Source organism: Arenibacter antarcticus (assembly GCF_041320605.1).
In the GTDB taxonomy this organism is placed as follows: Bacteria; Bacteroidota; Bacteroidia; order Flavobacteriales; family Flavobacteriaceae; genus Arenibacter; species Arenibacter antarcticus.
This window is the reverse complement of sequence record NZ_CP166679.1, coordinates 4064456-4089646: the sequence shown is the minus strand read 5'-3', so window position 1 is coordinate 4089646 and position 25191 is coordinate 4064456. Positions and strand designations below refer to the sequence as shown.

General features: G+C 38.6%; 14 protein-coding genes. 12 read left to right on the top strand and 2 right to left on the bottom strand.

All coding sequences use genetic code 11. The features are described 5' to 3' along the window. Positions 1 to 235: 235 nt before the first annotated feature. Entirely contained in the window at positions 236 to 1897 is a 1662-nt protein-coding gene (locus KCTC52924_RS16825; protein WP_251805923.1) for a glycosyltransferase family 39 protein, read from the bottom strand. 230 nt (positions 1898 to 2127) lie between these two features. Between KCTC52924_RS16825 and KCTC52924_RS16820 the strand changes: the two genes are divergently transcribed. The 3 genes from KCTC52924_RS16820 (at position 2128) to KCTC52924_RS16810 (ending at position 7085) form a co-directional block, all read left to right on the top strand. Beyond that, positions 2128 to 2595 carry a copper resistance protein NlpE gene (locus tag KCTC52924_RS16820; RefSeq protein ID WP_251805922.1) on the top strand — a complete coding sequence of 156 codons (468 nt, stop codon included), beginning with the start codon at positions 2128 to 2130 and terminating at the stop codon, positions 2593 to 2595. A gap of 193 nt (positions 2596 to 2788) precedes the next feature. Beyond that, a complete protein-coding gene (locus tag KCTC52924_RS16815) occupies positions 2789 to 4207 on the top strand; it encodes a nicotinate phosphoribosyltransferase (protein WP_251805921.1) in 1419 nt (472 codons plus the stop codon). 730 nt (positions 4208 to 4937) lie between these two features. Further along, on the top strand, positions 4938 to 7085 hold the full coding sequence (locus tag KCTC52924_RS16810) for a cation:proton antiporter (protein WP_251805920.1): 2148 nt from the start codon (positions 4938 to 4940) through the stop codon (positions 7083 to 7085). Positions 7086 to 7388: 303 nt separating this feature from the next. On the opposite strand, the gene KCTC52924_RS16805 is transcribed toward KCTC52924_RS16810, so the two are convergent. After that, positions 7389 to 8141 (bottom strand): DeoR/GlpR family DNA-binding transcription regulator, encoded by a 753-nt coding sequence (locus tag KCTC52924_RS16805; protein ID WP_251805919.1) that lies wholly within the window; start codon positions 8139 to 8141, stop codon positions 7389 to 7391. Positions 8142 to 8445: 304 nt separating this feature from the next. Between KCTC52924_RS16805 and KCTC52924_RS16800 the strand changes: the two genes are divergently transcribed. The 9 genes from KCTC52924_RS16800 (at position 8446) to KCTC52924_RS16760 (ending at position 25179) form a co-directional block, all read left to right on the top strand. Continuing rightward, positions 8446 to 10062, top strand: a complete 1617-nt coding sequence (locus KCTC52924_RS16800; protein WP_251805918.1) for a glycerol-3-phosphate dehydrogenase/oxidase — start codon at positions 8446 to 8448, stop codon at positions 10060 to 10062. A gap of 15 nt (positions 10063 to 10077) precedes the next feature. Next, positions 10078 to 11574 (top strand): glycerol kinase GlpK, encoded by a 1497-nt coding sequence (gene glpK, locus KCTC52924_RS16795; RefSeq protein WP_251805917.1) that lies wholly within the window; start codon positions 10078 to 10080, stop codon positions 11572 to 11574. A 19-nt stretch (positions 11575 to 11593) separates the two neighbouring features. Beyond that, complete coding sequence (locus KCTC52924_RS16790) at positions 11594 to 12322, top strand: MIP/aquaporin family protein (RefSeq protein WP_251805916.1); 729 nt, start codon at positions 11594 to 11596, stop codon at positions 12320 to 12322. 358 nt (positions 12323 to 12680) lie between these two features. After that, positions 12681 to 15980, top strand: coding sequence for a SusC/RagA family TonB-linked outer membrane protein (locus KCTC52924_RS16785; RefSeq protein WP_251805915.1), 3300 nt, complete (start codon positions 12681 to 12683; stop codon positions 15978 to 15980). Positions 15981 to 15991: 11 nt separating this feature from the next. Further along, entirely contained in the window at positions 15992 to 17566 is a 1575-nt protein-coding gene (locus KCTC52924_RS16780) for a SusD/RagB family nutrient-binding outer membrane lipoprotein (RefSeq protein WP_251805914.1), read from the top strand. Between the two features lie 39 nt (positions 17567 to 17605). Beyond that, complete coding sequence (locus tag KCTC52924_RS16775) at positions 17606 to 18883, top strand: BACON domain-containing protein (protein WP_251805913.1); 1278 nt, start codon at positions 17606 to 17608, stop codon at positions 18881 to 18883. Between the two features lie 16 nt (positions 18884 to 18899). Continuing rightward, on the top strand, positions 18900 to 20885 hold the full coding sequence (locus KCTC52924_RS16770) for a calcineurin-like phosphoesterase family protein (protein ID WP_251805912.1): 1986 nt from the start codon (positions 18900 to 18902) through the stop codon (positions 20883 to 20885). A 166-nt stretch (positions 20886 to 21051) separates the two neighbouring features. Next, the gene (locus tag KCTC52924_RS16765; protein WP_251805911.1) at positions 21052 to 21846 is read left to right on the top strand and encodes a glycerophosphodiester phosphodiesterase family protein; all 795 of its coding nucleotides are present in this window, start codon (positions 21052 to 21054) and stop codon (positions 21844 to 21846) included. A gap of 348 nt (positions 21847 to 22194) precedes the next feature. Then, positions 22195 to 25179, top strand: coding sequence for a SusC/RagA family TonB-linked outer membrane protein (locus tag KCTC52924_RS16760; RefSeq protein ID WP_251805910.1), 2985 nt, complete (start codon positions 22195 to 22197; stop codon positions 25177 to 25179). The last annotated feature ends 12 nt before the right edge of the window (positions 25180 to 25191 follow it).

Below are 25191 nucleotides of genomic sequence, written 5' to 3'. Positions count from 1 at the left end.
CTACCTTTTTACTTAGTCTGTTAAACGCCTGCCGTGTTCTCCCTACGGACACCTGCATGCAATATACGTTGGGGTGGTCTAAAAACCTTTCGCTCCCTAGAGCTCCTATAAGGTTTAGACTTGAACTAGCAGAGTCGAGCTATTTCACGATGACTTAAGAAATGAATTCCCATTAAATTTCTATAGCTATATGTGGGGTGGATGGAATAAAATCTATACTAGTAAACAGTATCCCTTAATGGTTATACAAAATCCACCATTTAGAATATTCCTTTCGATATTTGAAATGATTCTCCAAGAACTTTAAGTTTTTGGTTAAGGGTCTTTTTTTTCGGATTAGTAGAAATGTATTGGGCTTGTAACTGAGCGAATCCATACGGGCAATCATCCTATCATCCATCATATCCCAAAGGTTTTTTCTCCATAGGGAATCATGTTGAAACATCACTTCTCTATCTGTGGTGTTATGTGAAGATTTTAAGGTTATTTGTGTAGAAAGGGTATAAAACGGAATAGAGGATAATAAATAATCGTAGACCACTATGGTCGACTCCCTTTGGGAGGTTTCGTTAGTGATAAAATTCACCATCTCATTGGTGGAGTTAATTGCCTCGCTATTGTATGACAGCATAGAGGTTGCAGTTACCAGTAATCCCGCGTTAAAACTAGCTGCTAAAATGGCTGGTTTAAATGGGGCATTTTTGTTTACAACAAAATAGATCCCCATAAAGGCGGCAACAGAAATAGATTCGTGTATTACAGTACCATAAGAAATCCGAATAAATTCTGGTTTCAGTAACCAGCCGCATAAAATCGCTATGTACAAGACAATTAGAAAATATAAAAATGCTTTATTTAATATCGTACGAACTCTATTTCCAGTCCTAAATAATTGCGCTGAAAGAAAAATGGCCAGCATCCAAAACATAGGGAGTATATAAAAAATTAATTTATTACTGAAAACGGAAAATATAATTAAAGAGAAAATGCTTGAGTATAAAAACAATTTCGTTTCCTTTCCTGCCCTAAAAAAGATCGGGAGCTTTCTCCTATATCTTCCTAGCAAGGGTAGCCACCAAGGGAATAGTAATCCCATCACTAATGGGATATAATACCAAAAGGGTTTGGATCGATGAAAGGACTCTAGAACCACTCGCGAAAAAAGTTGCTTCTCCATAAAATAATTCCACAACTTAGGATTGTCCATCAGCACGAAGAAGTACCAACTGCCGCCTAAAAGAAGGCACAATATAAATCCTAAAATATGGTGGAAATTCATCTTATAACTTTCTCTAAAAAGAATTTTATAGGTGAGGATATAGGTGAAGATAAATATGAGGGCAACCGGACCTTTGGTAAGTAGTCCAAAGGCAGTTAAAATATAGAACAGGTACAGGGCAAAAAACGTTCTTTTAAGGGTGTAGTATTGCCAAAAATAGATTGCCCCTAGGATAAGTGTGGTAAGATAGGCGTCCGTGGTTAAATTCCTACTCGATAGCAACACTATCGGCATAGAAAAATAAATGAGGCCTGATACAAAAGCTATTTTTTTGTTTTTGAACAGCAAATTGGCTATTCCGTATACAAAGAGTAATTGTAGTACAACAGCTATTTGTAGAAAGAATCTAGCGCCAAATTCATTCACTCCAAAGATGCGGTATCCTAAAGTAGTAATATAGTAGGTAAGGGGAGGTTTATGATAGTGGTATATCCCCAGAAGTTCTGGATGTATATAATCACCAGACCGGAACATTTCCCTACTGATTTCAGCATACCGGGCCTCACTGGTTTCCGCTAAACCATAAGAACCTATACCAGATATGAGAAGTATAAAAACAAGAGATAGAAACAAAAAATAATACCGAAATGTAGTTATTCTAGATACTATTGCTTCCATCACGGTTGTTCATGTCATGGCCTTGATCCTGCCCGCCCAATCAAGGTACAAAAAACTTAGTGATCACAATGATTTGTATCCCAGAAAACTACGTAGATAATTATAGGGCCGACCTTTTTTATAGGGGTCGGGTCGAGTGATCTATTGCCTACAATTATATAAGATACAACCCTTTTTGGCAAGCTATTTGATAACTTTATAATTCACATAAAAATAAAAATAAAAGTAAAATGAGAAAAACGATTTTGGTATTTGGTATGCTTGGTATTTTGGTAATGTCCTGTAAAAACAACGAAAAAAAGATGGACACCACTCCTAGTGTTGAAAAATCGACCGAAAATCCTGCCGTGCATAATAATGCTTCCGATATGCACACTTCACAGATTGCATTGGACTGGGTGGGAACCTATGAGGGAACATTGCCTTGTGCTAGTTGTGAGGGCATAAAAACCAAAATATCCCTAACGGCTGATGGCACCTATAATAGTGATATTGAATATATGGGTGAAGAAGACGGAAAGTTTACTGAAAATGGAAAGTTTAAATGGAATGCCAAGGGGGATATTATTACACTCCAAATGGCAGACGGAGGTAAACAAATGTACAAGGTGGAGGAGAATGCTATTGTATTCTTAAATTCTGATGGGGAAGTCAATACAGGACAATTGGCGGCCTATTATGTGCTTCCTAAAAAATAGAACACCTAATTTGTGCCAGCTATTAGGATTTTAGATATCTCAATAGCTGCGAATAATGGCATCGTACCCGAGTTGGAATAATAATAAATTTCGGCAATAAAGGCATTAATAAAATTAGCTTTTGGCGTATATTAGCTTTAATACCTACTGCTACCCTATCTTTATGTAAGCTATCGTTCTAAAAAATTATACAATGAATTTAACGAACAAATATTCTGGCTTATTTACCGATCAATATCAACTATCCATGGCCGAAGGTTACTTTTTAACGGGAAGGCGAAGTGACAGTGTCAATTTCGATTATTTCTTCAGAAAGAATCCCTTTGGTTCTGGATTTACCATTTTTGCGGGATTGCAAGATCTCTTTGAGCTGATTCTAGATTTTAAGTTTGATCAGGATGCCATCGATTTTCTTCACAAAAGAGGATTTCATAGTGATTTTCTCGATTATTTAAAAGACTTTCAGTTTCAGGGGACTATATATGCACCCAAAGAAGGAGAGGTTATCTTTCCCACAGAACCGGTGGTCAGTGTGGAAGGAACTATTATTGAATGTCAATTATTAGAAACTGTTCTACTCAATACGCTTAACTTTCAATCGCTTATAGCAACCAAAGCAAATAGATTGAGGCACTCTGCCGGTGACAGGACGTTAATGGAATTTGGCATGCGCAGGGCGCAGGGGTGGGCAGTAATTCACGGTAGTAGGGCAGCCGTAATAGGCGGAGTAGATAGCACCTCTAATGTGCTAAGTGCCTATTTGTATGGTTTGGAATCTTCAGGGACCCAAGCCCATTCATGGATACAAAGTTTTGAGGACGAGTTAACCGCCTTTAGAAAATTCGCTGAAACCAGACCAAAACATTGTGTGTTGTTGGTAGATACCTACCATACTTTAAATAGTGGAGTTCCAAATGCGATTATCGTAGCTAAGGAGATGGCAGAAAGGGGAGAGCAACTTTCCGCCATTAGATTAGATAGCGGGGACCTGGCCTACCTTTCAAAAAAAGCACGAAAAATGTTGGATGATGCCGGATTAAAAGAAGTGAAGATAATGGCCTCTAACCGGTTGGACGAGTATATTATTAAAAGTCTAATAGATCAGGGAGCCAAAATAGACGGTTTTGGGGTAGGCGGTAATTTAATCACTGGTCAAAAGGATGGAGCGTTGGATGGGGTGTATAAATTAAGCCAAGTTAATCATAGACACACGATAAAACTATCGGAGGATGTTTATAAGCGGACGCTTCCTGGCAAAAAAAAAATTGTGAGGTATTATAACGACGATGATAAATTCTACGCAGATGCCATTGTGTTGGCTGAAGAAAATGTAGCGGATATAGCGACTATCTATCACCCCCAATACACCGATAAAAAATCGATTGTAACGGGATTAAAAAGTGAAGTCTTAATTTCAAAAGTGTTTGAAAAAGGAAAGGCACTGTTTAAGGAAAAAGGAATACACGAAATTTCGGAATATAGGAAATTAAGGGTTTCTCAATTAACTGAGGACCATAAACGGTTTGAGTTTCCACATAGATACAAAGTAGGTTTAAGTGAATCCCTAATCGATTTGAGGGATACATTAATATCGGATATTAAAAATAAATAATACGGATTATTTTTTATTGCTTTTGGGGTGTTGTAGGCAATCACCCCATGGTGAATACTTTAGCAAATAACGCCAATTGTTTAGTTCTCTGCGGTTTTTTGCCATCCTAACAATTAGCATAAATGATAAAAAAGATTTCTATTAAAAATTATGTGTGATAAATCTTGAAAATTGTTACCTTGTTAAGTTATATCAGTGATTGTAACATAATATAAGCCTGTAAGGGCGTCAATTTTTTCCTATTAAAGGTTTACCGTATTGGATGGGAAATAACTATCACTAAATAACCATCATAAACAACTTTATTTTATGGATTCGTTTCGTTTTATACCCTTTCTGTTCCTATTTTTTTATCTAGCTATAATTTTCGGAATCCTGTATGTGATTTATAAATGGGTAAGCCGATTTATCGCTTTAAAGCAAGAGCATAACGATCTCCTCAGAGAAATTATAAACAGAATGGATAATAAATAATGTTATTGGGCTTTAAGGCGCAAAAACCACTTTAATTTTTTAAACACCTTCTGTTTTAATTCTCGTAAAGGATTAAATACTTTAAAGTCTGTAATCTTCATTTGCGACCTAGTTTGCAAAGTGGTCAATACTATGCAAATACTAGATTAACTTAAATTAAGATGCCTAAGGAATGGGTCGAGGACTTAAGGAAATCTTTACCAGTAGGACATAAGGCCAAAATACCTTCACATAACAATGAAAATAAGAGAAACAAATGATCTTATCGCAAATAGTTGAGCTAAGTCTACCTCTGACCAATCCAGTATTAAAATTTCTTTTAATACTAGTGATCATCCTATTTGCGCCAATCCTACTTAATAAATTTAAAATACCTCCTCTTTTAGGACTAATCATTGCAGGTGCGGTGATAGGACCTTTTGGGTTTAATTTAATGGAGCGCGATAGTAGTATCATACTTTCGGGAACGGCGGGACTTTTGTATATTATGTTTCTGGCTGGATTGGAAATTGACCTGGTTGATTTTAAAAAAAACAGAAACAAAAGTATTGTTTTCGGCCTATATACTTTTACCATTCCCATGACCTTAGGAATACTATCTGGCCTATATATATTGGGGTTTTCTACCGAAACTTCTGTACTATTGGCAAGTATGTTCGCTTCTCATACACTTATAGCTTATCCTTTGATTAGTAAATTAGGGGTTGCAAAAAATAAAGCGGTAAATATCACCGTTGGCGGCACCATGATTACGGATGTCTTAGCACTTTTAGTGCTAGCGGTAATTGTTGGAATGACCACCGGGGAGGTAAATACAGAATTTTGGCTAAGGTTGTCCATCTCTATTGTAGTTTTTGGCCTGATTGTTACGCTTCTTTTTCCTATTATTGGAAGGTGGTTTTTTAAACGATTTGACGACAATGTTTCCCAGTATATTTTTGTTTTGGCAATGGTCTTTCTCGGTGCGGTGCTTGCTGAAATAGCGGGAATAGAAGCCATAATAGGAGCGTTCTTGGCCGGATTGGCCCTTAACAGACTCATTCCCCACACCTCTCCCTTGATGAATCGAATAGAATTTGTGGGGAACGCCATTTTTATTCCCTTCTTTCTCATTGGCGTGGGCATGCTCATTGATTACCGAGTTTTTTTTAAGGATATGGAAACGATTAAGGTGGCCTCGGTAATGATAGTTGTAGCTACTTCTTCCAAGTTTCTTGCGGCTTGGCTGACCCAAAAGACGTATAAATTATCTGTTAATCAACGAAGATTGATATTTGGTTTGAGCAATGCACAGGCAGCTGCAACCTTGGCGGCGGTATTAGTGGGGTATAATATTATTTTGGGAGAGACTGAGACGGGGGAGCCTATCCGATTGCTAAGCGAAAGTATTTTAAGCGGGACAATATTAATGATTCTGTTTACCTGCACCATAGCCTCATTTGTGGCTCAGAAAGGTGCTAAAAATATTGTACTTGCAGAAAATCTAGACGCAGGAATAGAGGAAGAAGAAGAGGAAGAAAAAATACTGATCCCTATCAGTAATATTGATACCATGGATGAGTTGATCAATTTAGGGGTAACCATAAAGTCTAAAAAAAATAAGGAAGGATTGTATGCGCTTAGTATTGTTGATAATAAATCAATGGACGGTTCGGCCCATAAACAGGCTAAAAAATTATTGAATATGGCAGCCGTTACCGCCTCGGCTACAGATCATTTGGTGCACCAACTTCTTAGGTACGATTTAAATATTGTAAATGGAATAACAAGTGTGGTCAAGGAGCATAAAATGAGTGATTTAATTTTAGGCCTTCATATTAAAAAAGGTATCTCAGACTCCTTTTTGGGGCACCTCACCACGGGAATATTGACCAAATGCAATACCACAACTTTAATTTATAAGCCCGCCCAGCCTTTAAATACCATTAAAAGACATATTATCATAGTTCCTGAAAATGCAGAAAAGGAAACAGGGTTTTTATTTTGGTTGATAAAAGTCTGGAACATTGCTAGAAACTCGGGTGCGAAACTGTTGTTTTATGGAAATATAGACACCCTAGAGGTCATTAAAGTAGTGCAATCAAAACACCCTATTGAATGTGATTTTATAGAGTTTAATGATTGGAACGATTTTTTAATACTGTTGAGGAACTTTCACAAAGATGACAATCTTATTATTGTGATGAGCAGAAGAGACAAAATTTCTTATCATAGTAATATGACCAATATTCCAACTTATCTCAATAACTATTTCAAAGATACCAGCTATATATTGATATATCCGATGCAAGCAGGGATAACTGATCATTCTAAAATTGATTTGACAAATCCGACCTTTCTTGAACCCTTAGATAAACTGGAGGATATGGGCAAAACGATTGCGAAATTGTTCAGGAGTAAATAAGGGCTGCTAGTTGAAAACAAAATTGGTAATATTAAGTTTTGTGATATCCGGTAGGTGGGAAGAGGGTTTGAAAATGTGACTCTTTTTTAGTCGATTTAATTCAACTCCTGACAGGAATCCAGTAGTAATTTTAAAGTTAAAAAATCCCTGGGACTAGCCTCTCCCGAATATATATATAATGGAGTATATCTTTTTAATTGGTACAATTCATTGGTGTACTAACTTCAACTAAAGCTAGAAAAGCTTAGGGAAATTAGGCACAAAATCGATTAAATTAAGTTCCAGAAAAGGATTAAAGTCGCATTAGACCGTAATAACCTGGATTCCCATATCCTCTAGTTTAGTCAATATCTTAGGGGAAATTCCTTTGTCCGTAATTATTTGATCAATTTGATCGAGATGGCATATTCTAGCAAAACTCTTTTTCCCAAATTTCGAAGAATCTGCCAACACTATTGTTTTCTGGGCGGAGGCCAACATTTTTTTATTCAACTGAGCCTCTTCCAAATTGGTGGTAGTCAGCCCGTAATCTAAGTCTATTCCATCCACACCTAAAAAGAATTTACTACAGGAAACATTCTCCAATATGTGTAGCGCATAGCTACCTACTACAGAAGCAGAACTATGTCTAACGTATCCACCCAATTGCAAGACGTCCACATCTTTGAATTTTATAAGCTCCAATACCACAGGAAGGGATGATGTAATTGCCATTAATTTTCCGATCGGTCTAATACATTTGGCCAAGGCCTGTACGGTGGTACCCGACCCGATTAGGATGGAATCGTTTTCTACAATAAGTGCAGCCGCAGTCTGGGCTATTCCGCTTTTTTCTTCAACGGATATTTTTTCTTTTTCGGTTACATGCCTATCATTTATATAGGGATCCTCCAAAGAGGCACCTCCATGGGTGCGGAATAAGAGTCCTTTGTCTTCCAAGAACTTTAAGTCCTTTCGTATCGTAACTGCCGAAACCTTTAACGCTTTACAAAGATCTAGTACTTCAACATACTTATCTTTTTCTAATTTATCCAATATATACTGGTGTCTTTTCATGACTGCACGATAATCGATATAATGGGGTTTTGGTCCCTTTTAATATTTTTCTTTATGGTCCTCTTTAGAGGTATCTAATTTTTCCTCAAAGTACGAAATAAATTGTTTTAAGACTACTAAAGTACAACAAAACGGAACTAATTATTATATTTGAAGACTCTTTTCCCATATTATATGGCAATTTAAGCCTATTCTTTTTCGAATGTATCTAACTAAATGCTTCATTAATTTTCATTTTCGCTTTTAAATGTTTTGAGTTAATATTATTTTCATTAATATTGACTAAAATTGAAACATATCGTAAGTGAATATATTTGAAAGAAAATCAATATTACAACATCTGGATTCCTCTGAGAAATGGGATGTAATAATTATTGGAGGTGGTGCCACTGGATTGGGTGTAGCCTTAGACAGTGTAGTACGTGGCTATAAAACGCTATTACTTGAGCAGGTAGATTTTGCAAAAGGCACCTCGAGCAGGAGTACAAAACTCGTGCATGGTGGGGTTCGTTATTTGGCCCAAGGTGATTTGGGACTGGTAAAGGAGGCCTTGTACGAAAGAGGGTTGATGTTGAAAAACGCACCCCATTTGGTAAAAAACCAGTCCTTCATTATTCCTAACTATAAATGGTGGGACGGAATGTTTTATACGGTAGGCTTAAAGGTATACGATCTTCTGGCAGGCAGGTTAAGTTTAGGGAAATCCGTCCATATTGGCCGCAAGGAGATTTTAGGGCGATTAAAAACACTTAAGGAGGGTAAGCTAAAGGGAGGAGTGCTCTATCATGACGGTCAGTTTGACGATTCCCGACTGGCTGTAAATATTGCGCAAACCTGTGTAGAAAAAGGAGCCACGGTATTAAACCATTTCCAGGTTGTAGAATTAACAAAGGATGGGCAAGGTGTCATAAATGGTGTTGTAGCCAAGGACATGGAGACAAATCAAGAGTATGTGCTACCTTCCACTGTGGTCATAAATGCCACGGGAGTCTTTACGGATCAAATATTGAAAATGGATAATAAGGATGCGATAAATATGGTCCGTCCTAGCCAAGGGATCCATCTTGTTCTGGATAAATCTTTTTTACCAGGAGAAGACGCAATCATGATTCCTAAGACCGATGACGGTCGGGTGTTGTTTTTGGTTCCCTGGCATAACAGGGTGCTAATAGGCACTACGGATACGGTATTGAACGACCATAGCCTTGAGCCAGTTGCCCTTGAAGAGGAAATCGATTTTATACTCCAAACAACCAATAAGTATCTCACCAAAATAGTTTCAAGAAAAGACGTGCTAAGTATTTTTGCTGGACTTAGGCCCTTGGCGGCGCCGCAGGATGGATCCGAGAAAACCAAAGAAATATCCAGAAGCCATAAAATAATTATTTCAAAATCTCAACTGGTAACCATTACAGGTGGAAAATGGACGACGTATAGAAAGATGGCACAAGACACATTGGATAAGATTATTCGTATCGGAAAACTCCCCAATAGGGAATGTGGTACGGAACATCTTCCGATTCACGGTGCAACGGTAGACATTGATACCAGCAATCATCTATATATTTATGGATCTGACCGCAAAGCCATTTTGAGAATGCTGAAAGAATCTCCAGAATTAGGTGAAAAATTACATCCTAATCTAGAATATCTCTGTGTAGAAGTGCTGTGGGCTGCCCGCTATGAAATGGCAAGAACAATTGAAGATGTACTTGCCCGTAGGGTAAGGATATTGTTCCTTGATGCTAAAGCTTCCATTGAAATCGCTCCAAAAGTAGCAAGAATCCTAGCTATGGAATTGGATAAGGACCTAGAATGGCAAGAAAAACAAGTTATAGAGTACAGGGCCATGGCAGCGCAATATGTGTTGCTAAAAAATACCACCCTAGCTTTTGATGATCACTCAAAAATTAATCAATAAACCTAGACTTCCAATATGGAGAAATATATACTTGCCCTAGACCAGGGCACCACAAGTTCCCGAGCTGTTATTTTTGACAAAAAGGGGAATATTGTTTCAACCGCTCAAAAAGAATTCACGCAATACTTTCCCAAGCCGGGTTGGGTAGAACACGATCCAATGGAAATATGGTCTACTCAGGCTGGAATGGCGGCAGAGGTGGTCGCAAAAAGAGGGCTGAGTGGTGCTAATATTGCTGCTATAGGTATTACCAACCAACGTGAAACTACGGTTGTTTGGGATAAGAAAACAGGGGAACCTGTTTATAATGCTATCGTATGGCAAGACAAACGTACCGCAGATTTCTGCGATGAGCTTAAAGCAGCTGGTAAGATGGACCTTATAAGGGAAAAGACTGGATTAGTTATTGATTCCTACTTCTCTGCAACAAAAGTGAAATGGATACTAGACAATGTTAGCGGGGCTAGAAAACGGGCCGAAGCTGGCGAGTTGTTATTTGGAACCATAGATTCTTGGTTGATTTGGAAAATGACTCAGGGAGAACTACATATTACCGATGTAACCAATGCGAGTAGGTCACTTATTTTCAATATTAATACGTTGGAATGGGATGAAGAGCTATTAGACCTGTTCACTATTCCTAAAAATATGTTGCCACAGGTTAAGCAATCTAGCGAGGTCTATGGTTATACCCACCCCAATTTCTTTAACCAAAAGATCCCCATTGCCGGAATTGCAGGTGATCAGCAAGCAGCGCTTTTTGGACAGATGTGTACAAAACCAGGGATGGTAAAAAACACTTATGGAACGGGTTGTTTTATGCTGATGAATATTGGCGATAAACCTATAATTTCCACAAATAACCTTTTAACTACCATCGCCTGGAAAATTAATGGCAAGACCCAATATGCTCTAGAGGGAAGTATATTTATTGCAGGGGCAGTAGTTCAGTGGCTGAGGGATAGCCTGAAAATAATCAACACTTCATCGGAAGTAGAGAGTTTGGCGGCATCAGTGGAATGTTCCGAAGGTATCTACTTTGTCCCAGCCTTTGCTGGTTTGGGAGCACCGCATTGGAACCAAAGAGCACAAGGCACAATTTTTGGACTTACCCGAGGTAGTACCGATGCGCATATTGCACGGGCGGCATTGGAATCTATCGCATATCAGACCATGGATGTTTTAAAGGCTATGGAGGCTGATTCTGGGGTATCTATAAAAGAACTTAGAGTAGATGGAGGGGCAACAGTGAACGATCTTATGATGCAGTTTCAATCTGATGTCCTGAATACAAAAACAGTACGTCCAAAAGTGGTTGAAACCACAGTGATGGGGGCTGCATATTTGGCTGGACTCGCGGTTGGCTATTGGAAAGATCTCGAAGAAATTCAAAAAATATGGCAAACGGATGTCCATTTTACCCCAACGGAAAATCGAAAGGAAATAGAAAACGGAATCAAAGGATGGTACAGAGCGATTGATGCGCTTCAGTATTGGACGGAACAAAAATAACAACCACAATTTTTAAATTATGACACCATTTATAGCAGAAATTATCGGTACAATGTTGCTAATCCTTTTAGGAGGGGGCGTTGTCGCTAATGTAGTATTAAATTTAACCAAAGGTCAAAATAGTGGTTGGATCGTTATCACAACGGGTTGGGCATTGGCAGTCTATGTTGGAGTAGTAGTCGCTTCCCCATATAGCGGCGCACATCTTAATCCGGCCGTGAGTATAAGTTTGGCGGTTGCAGGTATATTTCCTTGGCAGGAGGTGCCTTCCTATATTTTAGCACAGTTTATTGGTGCGATGATTGGGGCAAGTCTGGTTTGGGCGATGTACAGAAAACATTTTGAAGCCACCAGTGATAGTGGATTGAAAAAGGCGGTATTCTGTACAGATCCAGCAATTCGGGATACGGGCGCCAATTTTATAAGTGAAACTATAGGTACTTTCGTTTTAATGTTTGCGGTACTTTATTTTACTAATGCCACAATTACTGATCAAGAAACTGTTATCGGACTTGGGTCGCTAGGGGCTTTGCCTGTCGCATTGGTAGTCTGGGCTATTGGGCTGTCACTGGGAGGAACAACAGGTTATGCCATAAATCCGGCGAGGGACTTAGGGCCTAGGATTGTTCATGCTATTTTGCCTATAAAAGGAAAGGGGACTAACGATTGGAGTTACGCATGGATCCCGGTATTGGGGCCTATCTTTGGAGGTACATTGGCAGCACTGCTTATGTTGTCGCTTTCTTAAGCCTATTGGTACAGCCAGCTTCACTATTATAGTTAAGGTAGTAATGCATAAGTAGTTGTAAACATTGAATTATACTAATTTCGTTTTACTTCATTATATATTTTAATCTTTCATTTAATTTTAGTAATCAAATTATTTTATGTATTATTGAATTTGTTTATAATTATTCGAAATAATAGTGGTAATCCCATAAACTTACATCCATTAATGAAAACGTGATTCTAAATCTAAAAGTGTATGCAAGCATCGCAAAATAACCATGTGAAGGATAATGAAAGAACTTAATGTTCTCTTAATGTCCAAATTGGTTTAAGAAATTACTTTTGATCCGAAAATTTTATTAAATAATTAAATTCAAATGAAAAAAGTTAACCTACTATTTACACTACTGTTGTTATTTTCGATAACATCGTTTACGTATGGACAAACTATAACCGGCACTGTTTATGCCGATGGAAGTCCATTGCCAGGAGCTACTGTTCTTGAAAAAGGCACAACTAATGGGGTTATTACTGATTTTGATGGTGTTTTTAAATTAAATACTCCAAAGAAGGAAACCACATTGATCATTTCCTTTTTGGGATACACTACTAAAGAAGTAGTGGCGACCACAGGGAAACTTCAGGAAATTACATTGACTGAAGATGCAAGCGCCCTAGATGAGGTGGTGGTCACCGCACTTAACATTACTAGGGAAGAAAAGTCTTTGGGATATTCCATAGCCACAGTGGATGGGGAGGATATAAACAAAGCAGTAACTGGGAACTGGTTGAATGGTATGTCTGGGAAAGTCGCCGGATTAACCTTTGATCAAGCTGGTACTGGGCCAAGCGGATCCATTAGGGTGACTTTAAGGGGAGACCAATCTTTAAACTATGGGAGTAATGAAGCTCTCTTCGTAGTAGATGGGGTTCCCATAACTTCTGGGTCAACGGCAACCAAAAGCGTAAGTAACTATGCACAGGGCGATGCCCCAATCGATTATGGAAACGGGATAAGTGACCTTAACCCCGATGATATTGCATCTGTATCCGTGTTAAAAGGTCCTGCCGCAGCCGCATTATATGGCTCAAGAGCCGCTAACGGAGCTATTGTAATTACCACAAAATCTGGAAGAAAAAGTAAGGGCCTTGGTGTAACCGTAAGTTCCTCGGTAACCTTTGAACAAGCTGGATACTTTCCAGATTTCCAAACAGAGTATGGGAATGGTTCTGATATGGGACAAGGAGAGTATTCCTTATGGGAATTAACTCCCGAAATGGCACCCGATGGTGTAGCCGTACCTAGACGTTATTCTCGTTATACCTTCGGGGAAAAATTTGATTCCAATAAATTACGTTATCTATATGAATCTAAAAACTGGGATACAGGCGAGTTTACAAAACTGCCATGGGAGTATAAAGACGATTGGTATACCGGACTGTTCCAAACCGGACTTACTACTAGTAATACGGTTAGTCTAAGTGGGAGCAATGGTAAAGGTACTTCAACACGATTTTCGGTAACCGATTATAAAAATGATTGGATCCTACCAAATACTGGTTTTGATAAGAAAACCATCTCCGTGGCCTTTAATACGCCTATCAGTGATAAGATAAAATTTAATACAAAGATCAATTATTACCTTCAGAGCAGTGACAATATGCCAGGTGGAGGATATAGCGAAAGTAATCCAATGTATGCATTGGTATGGGGCTTTAACGTAAACAGTACGGATTCCTGGAAAAAAGAATATTTTGACGGACGCTTTAATTACGCCAACTGGGATGCACAAGGTGAAAATGGACAGGGACTTGTTTTCCCTTCTACTAGTGGATTTAATCCATATCGTACCTTATATGAAGCTGTTAACGGCTACGATAAAAACAGGGTTTTTGGGAACGTTGGCCTAACCTTCGATTTAATGGAGGGCCTAACCTTAGATGTGGGCGCAGGATTGGATTGGTCGGATGAGTTTAGAACGCAACAAAGACCTTTCTATACCACTGGCAATCAAGACGGTTTTTATAGGGAACAAACGGTTCGCGTTATAGAGAACAATAACGATTTTATGTTGCGCTATGTCAATAACAAACTGGCGGATGGTCGTTTTGGTCTTTCCACTTTCGTAGGAGGAAATAATAGAATCAACCAATATCATAACAACAGACTTACCTTAGACAAACTTGGGGAAGAGGGAATCTACCATACTACCAACCTACCTACAGGAGTAATTCCAGAACCGTATAATTACAGAAGTAAAAAAATTGTAAACAGTTTATTCGGGATGGCGTCATTAAGCTGGGACGACACTTATTATTTAGATATCACTGGCCGAAATGACTGGTCCAGTACGCTTTCTAGAGGTAATTGGTCGTTCTTCTATCCATCAGTAGCGACTAGTATTCTGGTAGACAGAATATTGGATTTTAGATCGAATGTCCCTTGGATAGATTTCACCAAATTAAGATTTTCTTGGGCAAATGTTGGGAATGATACTTCCCCTTATTCCTTAGATCAGTATTATGGAAACTCTTCTTACCCTGGAGGTTACACCCTGCCAGGTACTATTCCGGACCCGTTAATTAAACCCGAAAACGTGGAAAGCTGGGAAGCGGGAATAGAAGCCAAACTTTTCAAAAATCGTGTGGGGTTCGACGTAACTCTGTATCAGTCTTCAACAACCAATCAGATAGTTTCGGTTGATGTGGATCAAATTACAGGGGCCACTGGAATGAAAATAAATGCTGGAGAAATTACCAATAGAGGTATTGAAGTTACGGCCAACTTTGCGCCAGTAAGAAGTCAGGACTTCGATTGGTCCTTTGATCTCAACTGGTCTAAAAACAAGAATAAATTGGTGAGTTTACAAGATGGTTGGGATCCAAACGAACCGCTTCAAACCGATATGGGAACTACCATTGGAAATAGAACCTATATCTATTCCTATGTAGGTCAAGAAATGCACGTTATCTACGGTAGAGGTTTTCAAAGAGCACCTGAAGGGTCTTTTTATACCGATGAAAATGGCGAACAGGCAGATGCATCAGGAATGCACCTTGTTAATGCTAGCGGGTATCCTATTCTAGATGAATCTCCAGATCGCAAAATTGGAAATGTAAATCCAGATTGGCGAGGAGGAATGGTACAACGTTTTAGGTACAAGAACCTTTCATTGACGGCTGCATTCTCAGGGCAAATGGGCGGAAACACTTTTTCCGTGACCAATTTTGCCTTGTCTTACCAAGGGAAATTAAAAAACTCTCTGGAAGGTAGGTATGATGGACTGGTACACCCAGGGGTGAATGTGGTAACTAATACCGACGGATCAATGAGTTACACCAAGAACAATACAGTAACCCAAAATATTCAGACGTATTACAACTCCTATATCTGGAACCGTAACAATACGGAGATGAATACTTTTGACACTTCTTATTTGAAATTAAAGGAAGTGCGTCTTGACTACAAACTCCCTCAACGATTTTTAGAAAAAACAAAGCTATTTCAAGATATCAGTTTAGGGGTTTATGCAACCAATATATTTACCATTACCGATTTCCCACAATATGATCCAGATACAGGGATGCTAAATGGATCAAATATTTACAAAGGAATAGAATCCATGTCATTCCCAATGACTAGGTCTTATGGTTTTAACGTAAAATTCTCATTCTAATTAATCAGGATATGAACACATTGAAGAAAATTATATTTATTGGAGCTATAGTAGGGATGTCTTTTTCCTGTACTTCTGATTTTGAAGAGATAAATACCAACCCCAACCGAACAACGGTTGGGAAAATAAAAACTAGTGGAATGTTCGAGCCGTTGTTATATAACGGTGCCAATGCATGGATGAACTATTCTTGGTATTGGAACAATGAGCTGATTCAGTTCACTGCATTTACAGGAGGAACTACGCGTCAGGAACACAGATACTTTATTAGTGATGGAAACTGGCAAAATGTTTGGGATCTTTACACCCGTTATGCAAATAACGCGTTACATATGCAAGATCTGAGCATAGAGCAAGATGAAAAGTCGTTAGAAGCCATTGCGATGACACTTAAAGTCTTATACATGTCCAACCTTACGGATATGTTTGGAGATGTTCCTTATTCCGAGGCCTTTACCGCACGGAAACTAAATGGAACCACCAAACCGAAATTCGACTCCCAAAAAGAAGTGTACGAACATATGTTTGCTGACCTTATGGCGGCCAATGAAATATATGCCAGCAAACCCATTTTTCAAAAACCTGCCTTGGACGGTATGTATAAAGGATCTATGGAGCAATGGCAAAAATTCAACAATTCATTGTATTTAAGATTGCTCAATAGGGTTAGCGGTCGTAGTGAGATGAATGTTGGGGCAAAAATGAGCGAGATTCTTAACAATCCCGCTAAGTTTCCCATATTCACTTCAAATAGTGATAATGCAACGGTAATATTCTCAGGGAACGATCCTTACCGTAGCCAGTTTTCTGATAGTAATGAGGGTAGTTTTACGAGCTCTGGTAGAAAATTGACCGAGCAACTGATAAAAATGACTGTACTCACCGATAATAACGATAACCAAGTTTATGAAGATCCGCGCCTTTCAATTTTTGGAAAGAAGAATCCAAATCTAAGTGTAAATCCTAATAATATATGGAAAGGTACTATTGCAGGAGTTTCGGAACAAGATCAGAGCGCTGCCGACCGTGGTTCCTCATGGCTCAACGCTGCCGTATTTGTAAGATCTGATGCTCCTGGCACTTTTATGGACTATGCCGAAGTTCAATTCATTTTGGCAGAAGCCGCTTTAAAAGGAACTATCCCTGGAGGGGAAAGCGCAGCAAAAACATATTACGAAAACGCAGTTGAGGCTTCCGTAGAAAAATGGGCGGAAATGGGACAATACAGTCAAATCCCAGTAAGTATTCAAAGCACGGATATTACCGCGCTGCTGACTTCTGACTTGGCATCTTGGGACGCTGCTTCCAATAAGGAAGAATTAATAGGAAATCAAAAATATTTATCCCTATTCTTTATCGGGATGGAAGCTTACCATGAATACCGACGTACTGGATATCCTGAATTAACAATTGGGAATGGCGCTAATTTTAATGATTATATCCTTCCTACCCGTTTTGCATACCCTACCACAACCATGGCTACTAATAATGAAAACGCGCAAGAGGCCTTACAGAGAATGGGGGGGGAGAACAATATGAAAACTCCAGTATGGTGGAGCAAACAAGCTATTGAGGAAGGAAAATAATAACCGTTTAAATTTAGAATAAAAAATAACCAACTAAAAATGATGAAAGAAACTATTAACCTTAAAAACCAAGGAAGCATGTTCACTAAGAATAAAGTAAGAAAAAAAGGAATCCGGTTACTGTTTGTGCTAACCTTGTTCGCTTTACCTCTAATTTTTACCTCGTGTAATGAAGATGAGGCCGAGTTTTCGGGAGAGCCTTTTTTCATGATCGAAGAAAATCCGACCGGACTTTCCGTTGGGGTTGCTGGGGAAACAAAAACCTATATAGTACGCTCCAATCGCCCTTGGAAAATTGTTTCTCAGGGAGAAGTAGAATGGGTAAAGGCCTTTCCAGCTGAAGGGAAAGATGATGGAGTTTTTAAAATTGTTGTGTCTGAAAATGACGGTTTTGATCCCCGTACAATAAATTTTGCTTTTGTGGTTGATGGGAATGAGCAACCGCTTCTTTTTCGTGTAGACCAAGAGGCCAATGTACCTTATATTACACTGGAAGTTTCGGATAATGGGGTAGCTACTCCCTCTGCCCAAGGCGAAGTAAACATAGCAGTGAAAGCAAATGTGATATGGACTTATGCCTTAGAGGACGCTAGTTGGCTTTCCGAAATAGAGATGACGGAACAAGGAATTAAATTACTTGCAGATAGGAATTATGGTGAAGAACGCTCCACCACGGTAACTATCAGCTCAGCACTACACCCTACTTTGGCAAAGGAAACTGTTATTACTCAATCTGCCGGAAATATAATTCTAGAGGAAGACTTTAATTGGTTAACCTATGGAAGCCCTATATTTTATGCTTGGAACGATCCCAACGAGATAAGAATGGATCAGTGGACCGATGAAGAAAAGGCCAAAGGATGGACCAGTACCGAAAGCGAACTTTCAAGCGGTCAGCAAATAGTATATGCCCGTCCTGGATTTGTAAAGTTAGGAAAAACCGGAGTTGGAGGAGATCTAATATCTCCAGCCTTGGCTGCTTTAGAGGGGCCAACCAAAGTCCTTGTTACTTTTAAGGCTGTTCCTTATAAAACTAAAGGAGGTTCACAAGATGATAATATCCTTCACGTTAGTGTTATTGGCGATGGAGCCACCAACGTGAGCACGTTTACCATAGACAACTGGCCAGAGTACGATGAGAATTTTGATGCAGCTAAAACATGGCAAGAAGAATCGGCACATTATGAATTTATCATTACAGGCGCCACTGCTGCGACAAAACTTAAGTTTTTAGGGGGAGATTATAACCTCGTAGGTATTGGAGCTGGTAAGAACCGTATTTTCATTGACGATATCAAAGTAGAAATAATCGATTGATAAAACTAGATTTTAAATGGACCATACAAGAAGAAAATTTATAAGAATAGGGGGCCTGTCAACCATCGCGGGTTTAAGTGGAATAGGGTTGGCGTTTACTAGTTGTCAAGATAATGACCCTATTGTTATTGATGAAAATAACAATTTAAATATCACAGGGGTTTCCATCCCTTCCAGTCTAGATGTAAAGCAAGGGGAAACCATTACCCTAACAGGAAAAGGGTTTAAAATGGGGGATAGGATAAAGTTAACCTCTACGCTGGATAGCAGTATAACCTATAGCAGTGAGGTGACCGCCATTAATAATGGAACGGTCACCTTTACCGTACCCGACGGATTAACTACTGGAAACTACCAGCTTAATGTGATCCGTGGGACAAAAGACCTTCTTTTGGGCGCAATGCTCCTTAATTTGACGGCAGATATCAATATCCCAGATATTGCTGGGATGACCGTAAAAGGGCAAGTGTATTCTGATGGAGAAGGGATTCCCGGGGTGGTTGTTTCTGATGGTTATGAGGTGACGGTTACGGATGAGCAGGGGGTATATTACCTTCCATCTCAAAAGAGAATTGGATTTGTTTTTATTTCCATACCGGCTAATTACGAAGTAACCAATTCGGGGAAAGCACCACAATTCTTTAAACGATTAAGTAATAACACCACCACCGTTGAACAAAAGGACTTTTCCCTAATCAAGGTTGACAATGAGAATCATGTGGTTATTCCTTTGGCAGATTGGCATTTGGCCAATAGAAACAATGATTTACAACAATTTACTGGTACGGTATTGCCAGATGTGAATACCACTATAGATCAGTATGCGGCAGACGGTACCAAGGTATATCTCCTGACCCTTGGCGATATGACTTGGGAAACATATTGGTATGGAAATGGTTTTGGGCTGAATGAATACCTTCCCTACATGAATATGTTAAATAGTCCTGTTTTTAATGTCATGGGGAATCATGATAATGATCCCTATTATTCTAATAACTGGGACGCAGAAAATAAATATAGGGAAGTTATAGGCCCCACTTATTACTCCTTCAATTTAGGGAAGGTGCATTATGTGGTGCTGGATGACGTGGAATATATTAATACCGGTGGATCGGTTGGAAACGTAGGTGATCGAAATTACAATACTATTATCACTCCAGATCAGATAGAATGGTTAAAAAAGGATTTGGCCGCCATTACGGATAAAAGCACACCTATTGTAGTAGCTATGCATACGCCTTTGTATAGAAAACCCACCTTGGACTCCAATGGAAACCAAGAAAACAGTCATGCCTTGGACAATGGGAGTACCCTGATCAATTGCTTAAAAGATTTTTCCTCGGTCAATGTACTATCTGGACATACCCATGTGAACTATAGGGTAGAAGAAGAGGAGAACCTCATGGAACATAACACAGCTGCTATATGTGCTACTTGGTGGTGGACCGGTAGAAGTGGTTATGCAAATAACCACATTTGTAAAGATGGTAGCCCTGGGGGCTATAGTATCTGGAAAATGAACGGAAAAGATATTCAATGGCGTTATAAGGGGATAGGGTATGAGGAAGATTACCAATTCCGCTCCTATGATCTAAACAGGGTGCATATCACCGCTGCAGCGTTTGCCCCTGGAACTACGGAGGAGAAGCTTGCTCCTTATGCCGGGCCATATAGCCAAAAAAATGTCAACAATGAAGTATTGATCAACGTATGGGGCTATGATAGCCAGTGGCAAATTGAGGTGACAGAAAATAGCAACAAATTAAATGTCACACGGGTAAATACCAAGGATCCATTGCATATTGTATCCTATGATGCCTTACGACTTAATGCAGGGGCTACACCAACAGGAGCATTTGCAACCAATGATACGGCGCACTTATTTAAGGTTACGGCTTCTGCACCAGACACTACGATAGAAATTAAGGTTACGGACCGTTTTGGGAAGGTCTATACGGAAAATATGGAACGTCCAAAATCGTTTTCGTTACATATGAGCTAATGTTAAATTTTAAATAAAAGCTATTCTTATAACGCACCTATACGTTGGACGATAAGTTTTTACTCAGAAATGAATAATTAAATATTAAATACCATTACAAGGTTCGCTTCTGAAGATAAATTCGGGAGCGAATCCTTAGTTTACTAAATATCAAATATAGCACGCAATGATATCAAGATTTTTTACCAGTAAAACGATTAAGATTTATGGTTTATTTTTAGTTTTTGTAATTCTATTTGGCAGTTGTGCTGAGAAGAATTACAATCCTGTCATAGCCCATAGAGGCGCATGGAAAATGCAAGAAATACCAGAAAACTCCATTGCAGCCCTTAAAGAGGCTATTTCATTGGACTGTTATGGTTCGGAGTTTGATGTCCATCTTACTAAGGACGACATCCCTGTAGTGAATCACGATAAAGACTTTTTAGGAATAGATATTGAAACCTCCACGTATGAAGAGTTATTAGCTAAACAACTTCCGAATGGTGAGAATATACCAACTTTGAAAGCGTACTTGGAAGAAGGTTTAAAACAAAAAAACACCAAATTGATCCTAGAGATCAAATCGGCTCCATCAGGAAAGGAAAGAACCTTGTTATTAACCAAACTTGCTGTAGAAATGGTACATGATTTAAATGGACGGTCCATGGTAGAATACATCTGTTTTGATTATGATGCCGGTATATTGGTAAGCCAGTTAGACCCCAATGCAGAAGTAGCCTACCTCAATGGAGACAAAACACCAGCCGAGGTAAAGAAGGTTGGTTATACAGGCCTAGATTACAATTATATGGTTTACAAAAAAAATCCAACATGGATTAAGGAAGCCCAGGAACTAGGTTTAACGGTTAATGCATGGACGGTGAATAAAGAAGAAGATGTGAAAGAACTTTTAGAGCAAAAAGTAGATTATATCACCACCAATGAACCTGAGCTTGTTTTTGAAATATTGAATAGGTAATACCTGCTAACCACAACTATTATACTAGCGTAATGGTCAAAAATATGCGGTCATAATAAGGTAATATAAAGCCTCTTTTGGTCTTATTAAAAGTAGTGTACATTAATTGACCGATTAAATTTGTGAGGCTTTAGCTGCAATTAGTCACCATCTTAAACGGAAGTAACCCTATAAGGTATATCGAGAAGAACACTACAATGATTATTTACTAACCTAAAATTATAAAGCCCATGAACTAATGAAAAATTGAATTTATCTCATCTAAAAAAACTAGAAAATGATCGAAACACTTTCTGGTATTAGTAAGTACTTAAAAATAAGTTAATCCACCAGAACTATTTTAAATATATGAAAAATTACAACGATTATCTGAATCGTATTGGTATTCCTTTGCGATTTAATTTTAAATTGAAACTCTCACTTTTAGTCCTGTTTTTTACCCTTTTTCAAATTCAGGCAAATTCATATTCAAAAGATCTGCCATTACAATCCAAAGTAACGGGAACAGTAACCGATACTAAAGGAGAACCCATTGCTTTTGCCAACGTACTGGTTAAGAGTTCTACCATAGGAACAATTACCAATGAGTTTGGGTATTATGAAATAATGGCCAAAAATGATGCTATCCTTATGTTTAGTAGCATGGGGTACAGGGAAAAGGAAGTACACATCAACGGAAAGGACATCTTAGATGTAGTTTTGGAAGACGATGTAGAGGCCTTGGATGAAGTTGTTGTTTCCGTTGGATACAACGCCATAGAAAGAAAACATATTGCCTCTTCCATTTCGGTTATGGACATGGATAAGATTAGCTCTCGTCCAATAGTAAAGCTAAATGAAGCTTTTAGTGGAACGATACCAGGAGTAACTCGTATGCAAGGAAATAATTTACCAGGGAGTTCTGGAAGCCAGATTTCCATTAGAGGTTTAAGTACCTTACAAAATGCATCACCCTTGGTAATAGTTGATGGTATGGAGCAATCTTTGACCGACATAGACCCTAATCAAGTAAAAAGCATTAGCGTTTTAAAAGATGCAGCCGCTGCTTCAATGTACGGTTCTAGAGGAGCCAATGGCGTAATTATAATAGAAACCAATCGTGGTGCCACTGGCGAATTTAAAGCAGAGGTTCATACCTGGCTTTCTACTCAAGATCCTATTGACAATCCTAATTTGGTTAATTCTGCAGACTACATGAGGCTCAATAATGAAGCTAGAATGATGCAAGGCCAAAGTTTATTGTTTTCGGAGGCTGATATCATACAATCTGAGAATGGGGAACTGCCAAATGTTAATTGGTTTAATGAAGTAATGAGACAACAAGCTCACTCGTATAATACATCTGCAAATATTTCCGGAGGTGGTGGAGTAGGTACCTTTAACCTTATGCTTGGACATGTTAAGGAAAATGGGTTAAATGTAAATGAAGGAACTGAAAAGTTTAGTGCCCGATTTAATACCAATATCAATATGGGGGATAAATTTGTTCTATTGGCTGATTTTTATGCCCATAGGTTACAAGTTGATAGACTATATATGAACAGTGATGGTCATGGATTATACCAAAGAGCCTGGTGGATGAATCCTACACAGGATGTATATTATGATTCAGAATTAAAGGATCATTATATGTTGCATAATAATAACATGAACCCTGTAGCTCGTATTTTTGAGGGGGGGCTATCGAACAATCTTCACGATCGTAGCACCATTAACCTTAGACCTCGTTATTACATTAATGATAAACTGCACATTGCAGGTAATGTGTCTTACATGATGAATAAATCTGCCTCAAAACATAAGCGGGAGACCTTTAAATTCTATGATGGCGATGGTGTACCTGTAGAAACATGGGGACATACTGTAGGATCTTCACAGGGAGTTAGTCAGAGTCAGATTACTGCTCGTGCACTTTTAAACTATGAGACAAAACTAAGAGGCAATAAGGATCAGATTTATTTAGTACTTGGTACCGAGGCAATGAATTATACCTATTCTGATTATAGGGAAATAGCTAAATCTTCGTTCTTCACAAAATTGAATTACTCCTTCGATAATCGATATCTTTTAGAAGGCACAATTAGGGCAGATGGTAGTAGTAAATTTGCACCAGGTAATAGATGGGGAATATTTCCTTCTGGTTCAGTGGGATGGAATATGCATAATGAACAATTTATGTCCGGATTAAAAGAACAGGGGATTGTAAATAATTTAAAGTTACGAGCTTCTTACGGTAAAATTGGAAATGAAAATGTTGACCCCTACCTTTGGGAGGAAATAGTGAATACTTGGGGTTGGACAATGAGGGTTCCTAACCTTTCGTTTACTTGGGAAAAACAAAAGCAGACCAATGTTGGATTGGACCTAACGCTTTTGAACAATAGGCTGGATATAACTTTTGACACCTATAAGAAAGACTCTTACGATTTAATATATTCTAATTTCCCGGTTCCTCCATTAACTGGTTCACACTCCTTAGAATCTTCAGTAAATATTGGTGAAGTTCAAAATAAAGGATGGGAAGCCTCTGCGAAATGGTCGGATAAAATTGGAGATTTTTCCTATAGTGTAGAAGGAATGGTTTTTGATAATAAAAACAAGGTGCAAAAAGCGGGTTATTCCCAAAATGACACCTTGATCTTTAAAGGGGACAATGATAAAATTTGGTTCCGCGGGATAGCCGTAGATAACTATTACGGATATAGAAGCGATGGCTACTTCCAATCACAAGAAGAAGTAGATGCCACAGACGCCAAATTACCTAATACCCTGCCTGGTGATATAAGGTATGTTGATCAGAATGGGGATGGAATTATTAACGATAAGGATAGAGTTAACCTTGGTGATCCTTTTCCACATTTAAATTTCTCTGTCAATATAAATATGAGGTATAAAAACTGGGATTTTTCAATGCTTGGCCAAGGCGTGGGTAAACGCTTGGGTAGACTTAACGGAATGGAGGGATATCCTGTAATGATGGACGGATCAAGTAATAGCTTAGGGGTTCCAAGACAAGAATACATGGATAACCGTTGGACACCTGAGACTCCTAGAAGTAGGTTTCCACGAGTATGGACAGGCTCTAGCTCCAATGCAGTATTGAGCGATGTTTGGTTAAGTAATGCTTCATTTTTTAGATTTAAATCTCTTCAATTAGGATATACTATCCCAAAATTGGGCAATAGTATTAAGAATATCCGAATATATATGAATGCCCAAGATGCTATCACCTTCACAAAGTGGGAGGGTCTTGAGCCGGAAAGAGATGGAGGTAATGGAAACTATCCAAGAATGGCGACATATACCTTAGGCGCCAAATTAACTATATTTTAATTATTGAATATG

What these genes read in the sequence shown, in the direction of transcription:
- KCTC52924_RS16815 (WP_251805921.1), top strand. Translation starts at nt 2,789, where the DNA reads ATGAATTTAACGAACAAATATTCTGGCTTATTTACCGATCAATATCAA.
- KCTC52924_RS16760 (WP_251805910.1), top strand. Translation starts at nt 22,195, where the DNA reads ATGAAAAATTACAACGATTATCTGAATCGTATTGGTATTCCTTTGCGA.
- KCTC52924_RS16790 (WP_251805916.1), top strand. Translation starts at nt 11,594, where the DNA reads ATGACACCATTTATAGCAGAAATTATCGGTACAATGTTGCTAATCCTT.
- KCTC52924_RS16780 (WP_251805914.1), top strand. Translation starts at nt 15,992, where the DNA reads ATGAACACATTGAAGAAAATTATATTTATTGGAGCTATAGTAGGGATG.
- KCTC52924_RS16820 (WP_251805922.1), top strand. Translation starts at nt 2,128, where the DNA reads ATGAGAAAAACGATTTTGGTATTTGGTATGCTTGGTATTTTGGTAATG.
- KCTC52924_RS16810 (WP_251805920.1), top strand. Translation starts at nt 4,938, where the DNA reads ATGATCTTATCGCAAATAGTTGAGCTAAGTCTACCTCTGACCAATCCA.
- KCTC52924_RS16825 (WP_251805923.1), bottom strand. Translation starts at nt 1,897, where the DNA reads ATGGAAGCAATAGTATCTAGAATAACTACATTTCGGTATTATTTTTTG.
- KCTC52924_RS16785 (WP_251805915.1), top strand. Translation starts at nt 12,681, where the DNA reads ATGAAAAAAGTTAACCTACTATTTACACTACTGTTGTTATTTTCGATA.
- KCTC52924_RS16770 (WP_251805912.1), top strand. Translation starts at nt 18,900, where the DNA reads ATGGACCATACAAGAAGAAAATTTATAAGAATAGGGGGCCTGTCAACC.
- KCTC52924_RS16765 (WP_251805911.1), top strand. Translation starts at nt 21,052, where the DNA reads ATGATATCAAGATTTTTTACCAGTAAAACGATTAAGATTTATGGTTTA.
- glpK (WP_251805917.1), top strand. Translation starts at nt 10,078, where the DNA reads ATGGAGAAATATATACTTGCCCTAGACCAGGGCACCACAAGTTCCCGA.
- KCTC52924_RS16805 (WP_251805919.1), bottom strand. Translation starts at nt 8,141, where the DNA reads ATGAAAAGACACCAGTATATATTGGATAAATTAGAAAAAGATAAGTAT.
- KCTC52924_RS16775 (WP_251805913.1), top strand. Translation starts at nt 17,606, where the DNA reads ATGATGAAAGAAACTATTAACCTTAAAAACCAAGGAAGCATGTTCACT.